We start from the raw sequence: 5,355 nt of genomic DNA, 5'->3' as shown, positions 1-5,355 counted from the left end.
TTATTGACTTAGACTGACTAGCAAAGAGAAATACCCTATATAATCAACTACTGGACGACAGTAGCTTGACACTATTTAAAAGCATAACTAAAGAACAACTTGTGTGGATTTTTGCTGATTCAGAATGCTAAAAAATAAAGTTGGTTGAAACTTCTTTTCGGAGTTCTTTCTAACTATAAAAATTATCATTTAAGACAGCAAGAAAACTCAAAGTTAATTCATTATATGAAACATACGAGAGCGTAATTGCCAGATTAAATGAGCCAAGTTTCGAAGTCTCTTTAAAGGACTTCATGCAAGATTAAACTGAAGAGTTTGATCATGGCTCAGATTGAACGCTGGCGGCAGGCTTAACACATGCAAGTCGAGCGGTAACAGGAGAAGCTTGCTTCTCGCTGACGAGCGGCGGACGGGTGAGTAATACTTAGGAATCTACCTAGTAGTGGGGGATAGCTCGGGGAAACTCGAATTAATACCGCATACGACCTACGGGAGAAAGGGGGCAACTTGTTGCTCTCGCTATTAGATGAGCCTAAGTCGGATTAGCTAGATGGTGGGGTAAAGGCCTACCATGGCGACGATCTGTAGCTGGTCTGAGAGGATGATCAGCCACACCGGGACTGAGACACGGCCCGGACTCCTACGGGAGGCAGCAGTGGGGAATATTGGACAATGGGGGCAACCCTGATCCAGCCATGCCGCGTGTGTGAAGAAGGCCTTTTGGTTGTAAAGCACTTTAAGCAGTGAAGAAGACTCCATGGTTAATACCCATGGACGATGACATTAGCTGCAGAATAAGCACCGGCTAACTCTGTGCCAGCAGCCGCGGTAATACAGAGGGTGCAAGCGTTAATCGGAATTACTGGGCGTAAAGCGAGCGTAGGTGGCTTGATAAGTCAGATGTGAAAGCCCCGGGCTTAACCTGGGAACGGCATCTGATACTGTTAGGCTAGAGTAGGTGAGAGGAAGGTAGAATTCCAGGTGTAGCGGTGAAATGCGTAGAGATCTGGAGGAATACCGATGGCGAAGGCAGCCTTCTGGCATCATACTGACACTGAGGTTCGAAAGCGTGGGTAGCAAACAGGATTAGATACCCTGGTAGTCCACGCCGTAAACGATGTCTACTAGTCGTTGGGTCCCTTGAGGACTTAGTGACGCAGCTAACGCAATAAGTAGACCGCCTGGGGAGTACGGCCGCAAGGTTAAAACTCAAATGAATTGACGGGGGCCCGCACAAGCGGTGGAGCATGTGGTTTAATTCGATGCAACGCGAAGAACCTTACCTGGTCTTGACATATCTAGAATCCTGCAGAGATGCGGGAGTGCCTTCGGGAATTAGAATACAGGTGCTGCATGGCTGTCGTCAGCTCGTGTCGTGAGATGTTGGGTTAAGTCCCGCAACGAGCGCAACCCTTGTCCTTAGTTACCAGCGGTTTGGCCGGGAACTCTAAGGATACTGCCAGTGACAAACTGGAGGAAGGCGGGGACGACGTCAAGTCATCATGGCCCTTACGACCAGGGCTACACACGTGCTACAATGGTAGGTACAGAGGGCAGCTACACAGCGATGTGATGCGAATCTCAAAAAGCCTATCGTAGTCCAGATTGGAGTCTGCAACTCGACTCCATGAAGTAGGAATCGCTAGTAATCGCGGATCAGAATGCCGCGGTGAATACGTTCCCGGGCCTTGTACACACCGCCCGTCACACCATGGGAGTTGATTGCACCAGAAGTGGTTAGCCTAACCTTTTAGGAAGGCGATCACCACGGTGTGGTTGATGACTGGGGTGAAGTCGTAACAAGGTAGCCGTAGGGGAACCTGCGGCTGGATCACCTCCTTATAGACAGCATTCGGTCAGCAAGAATTCACAACAAGTTGTTCTTTAGTTTAAGCTTACGTTTATACAAGCGTAATTTGGGTCTGTAGCTCAGCTGGTTAGAGCACCGTGTTGATAACGCGGGGGTCAGTGGTTCAAGTCCACTTAGACCCACCATTTATATATGGGGCCATAGCTCAGTTGGTAGAGCGCCTGCCTTGCACGCAGGAGGTCAACGGTTCGACTCCGTTTGGCTCCACCACTATAAACGCAGTAAGCTTTGAATGCTAATAAATGAATAGGTATCAAACAGAAACAAGTGATTCCAATATAGCAATATATTATCTGATTACTTCTTTCTGTTTTATACGGAAACTTACTACTCGACGAGAGAGTAAGAACTATTTAAAAACATAGATATGAGTCTGGGTTAGGAAGTGCGTGTTCACGCGTACTTCTTAACCTTAAGAAATCCTCTTTTAACGACATTGTTTGTTATCCCAAAGAGGATTTCTTAAAAAAGTAAAGAGAACTGAATCAAGCGTAAACATAGGTGATATCGTTATCATAATTAGATTGTATGACACTTAGAAGTCGAAAGACTACTTGGGGTTGTATGGTCAAGTAATGAAGCGCACATGGTGGATGCCTTGGCAGTCAGAGGCGATGAAAGACGTGACAGCCTGCGATAAGCTTCGGGGAGGCGGCAATATCCTGTGATCCGGAGATTTCTGAATGGGGAAACCCACCTAGCATAAGCTAGGTATCTTATATTTATATAAGAGGCGAACGAGGGGAAGTGAAACATCTCAGTACCCTTAGGAATAGACATCAATTGAGATTCCCCTAGTAGCGGCGAGCGAACGGGGAGAAGCCGATTAGTACTAATGTAGAAGAACAGCGTGGGAAAGCTGACCGTAGTAGGTGATAGTCCTGTATTCGAAACATTAGCATTAACATATTAAGTAGAGCGGGGCACGAGAAATCCTGTTTGAAGATGGGGGGACCATCCTCCAAGGCTAAATACTCCTGACTGACCGATAGTGAACCAGTACCGTGAGGGAAAGGCGAAAAGAACCCCTGTGAGGGGAGTGAAATAGAACCTGAAACCGTGTGCGTACAAGCAGTGGGAGCCTTAATTTATTAGGGTGACCGCGTACCTTTTGTATAATGGGTCAGCGACTTATATTCTGTAGCAAGGTTAACCGTTTAGGGGAGCCGTAGGGAAACCGAGTCTTAATAGGGCGATTAGTTGCAGGGTATAGACCCGAAACCGAGTGATCTATCCATGAGCAGGTTGAAAGTGCCGTAACAGGCACCGGAGGACCGAACCCACTGTCGTTGAAAAGCCAGGGGATGACTTGTGGATAGGGGTGAAAGGCTAATCAAACTCGGTGATAGCTGGTTCTCCCCGAAAGCTATTTAGGTAGCGCCTCGGACGAACACCATTGGGGGTAGAGCACTGTTTCGGCTAGGGGGTCATACCGACTTACCAAACCGATGCAAACTCCGAATACCGATGAGTGATATCCGGGAGACACACAGTGGGTGCTAACGTCCATTGTGGAGAGGGAAACAACCCAGACCGCCAGCTAAGGCCCCAAATTCCTAGTTAAGTGGGAAACGAGGTGGGAAGGCATAGACAGCTAGGAGGTTGGCTTAGAAGCAGCCATCCTTTAAAGAAAGCGTAATAGCTCACTAGTCGAGTCGGCCCGCGCGGAAGATGTAACGGGGCTCAAACTAGGAGCCGAAGCTGCGGATTTGAATTTGTTTTCAAGTGGTAGGGGAGCGTTGTGTAAGCCTGTGAAGGTGTGTTGTAAAGCATGCTGGAGGTATCACAAGAGCGAATGCTGACGTGAGTAACGATAATGCGAGTGAAAAGCTCGCACGCCGGAAGATCAAGGGTTCCAGTCCAACGTTAATCGGGGCTGGGTGAGTCGACCCCTAAGGCGAGGCCGAAAGGCGTAGTCGATGGGAAATCGGTTAATATTCCGATACTTGTTTATAATGCGATGGAGGGACGGAGTAGGTTATGTCAGCCTGGCGTTGGTTGTCCAGGTGAAAGGATGTAGGCTTACAGTTTAGGCAAATCCGGACTGTAATACGGCTGAGATCTGATAGCAAGCGGTACTTGTACCGCGAAGTGGCAAATACCATGCTTCCAGGAAAAGCTTCTAAGCAATAGTTATAAACGAATCGTACCCTAAACCGACACAGGTGATCAGGTAGAGAATACCAAGGCGCTTGAGAGAACTCTGCTGAAGGAACTAGGCAAAATGGTACCGTAACTTCGGGAGAAGGTACGCTGCCGATGGTGATAGGACTTGCTCCTTGAGCTGTTGGCAGTCGCAGATACCAGGCTGCTGCAACTGTTTATTAAAAACACAGCACTCTGCAAACACGAAAGTGGACGTATAGGGTGTGATGTCTGCCCGGTGCTGGAAGGTTAATTGATGGGGTTAGCGTATGCGAAGCTCTTGATCGAAGCCCCAGTAAACGGCGGCCGTAACTATAACGGTCCTAAGGTAGCGAAATTCCTTGTCGGGTAAGTTCCGACCTGCACGAATGACATAATGATGGCAGCGCTGTCTCCAGCAGAGACTCAGTGAAATCGAAATCGCAGTGAAGATGCTGTGTACCCGCGGCTAGACGGAAAGACCCCGTGAACCTTTACTACAGCTTTACATTGAACTTTGACCTGACTTGTGCAGGATAGGTGGGAGGCTTTGAAGCCGAGACGCTAGTCTTGGTGGAGCCATCCTTGAAATACCACCCTGGTCATGTCGGGGTTCTAACTCAGGTATAACAATACCGAGGACAATGTATGGTGGGTAGTTTGACTGGGGCGGTCTCCTCCTAAAGAGTAACGGAGGAGTACGAAGGTGCGCTCAGAACGGTCGGAAATCGTTCATAGAGTATAAAGGCAAAAGCGCGCTTAACTGCGAGACCCACAAGTCGAGCAGGTACGAAAGTAGGTCTTAGTGATCCGGTGGTTCTGTATGGAAGGGCCATCGCTCAACGGATAAAAGGTACTCTGGGGATAACAGGCTGATACCGCCCAAGAGTTCATATCGACGGCGGTGTTTGGCACCTCGATGTCGGCTCATCTCATCCTAGGGCTGAAGCAGGTCCTAAGGGTATGGCTGTTCGCCATTTAAAGAGGTACGCGAGCTGGGTTTAGAACGTCGTGAGACAGTTCGGTCCCTATCTACCGTGGGCGTTGGAAATTTGAGAGGATCTGCTCCTAGTACGAGAGGACCAGAGTGGACGAACCACTGGTGTTCGGGTTGTCATGCCAATGGCATTGCCCGGTAGCTACGTTCGGATGGGATAACCGCTGAAAGCATCTAAGCGGGAAGCCCACCTCAAGATTAGATTTCCCTAAAGAGCCGTTCAAGACTAGGACGTTGATAGGCAGGGTGTGGAAGCACAGCGATGTGTGTAGCTAACCTGTACTAATTGCTCGTTTGGCTTGACCATACAACACCCAAGTGGTTTGTATCAAGTCTAATTATTTCGATATCACCTTAATCCTTG

The 5,355-nt window shown here is 48.5% G+C and carries 2 tRNA genes and 2 rRNA genes; all 4 read left to right on the top strand.

Annotated elements, in window-relative coordinates:
• Positions 1 to 303 precede the first annotated feature (303 nt).
• Positions 304 to 1,842 (top strand): 16S ribosomal RNA (locus tag IQ457_RS13250).
• A 76-nt stretch (positions 1,843 to 1,918) separates the two neighbouring features.
• Positions 1,919 to 1,995 (top strand) — tRNA-Ile (locus IQ457_RS13245).
• Between the two features lie 9 nt (positions 1,996 to 2,004).
• A tRNA-Ala gene (locus tag IQ457_RS13240) sits at positions 2,005 to 2,080 on the top strand.
• Positions 2,081 to 2,436: 356 nt separating this feature from the next.
• Positions 2,437 to 5,298 (top strand): 23S ribosomal RNA (locus tag IQ457_RS13235).
• The 16S and 23S rRNA genes sit together here with 2 tRNA genes alongside, the layout of an rRNA operon.
• Positions 5,299 to 5,355 lie beyond the last annotated feature (57 nt).

Source organism: Psychrobacter sp. M9-54-1 (assembly GCF_016613355.1).
Lineage (GTDB): Bacteria > Pseudomonadota > Gammaproteobacteria > Pseudomonadales > Moraxellaceae > Psychrobacter > Psychrobacter faecalis.
Note: the sequence above shows the minus strand (reverse complement) of the source record. Positions and strands in the feature narration are given on the sequence as shown.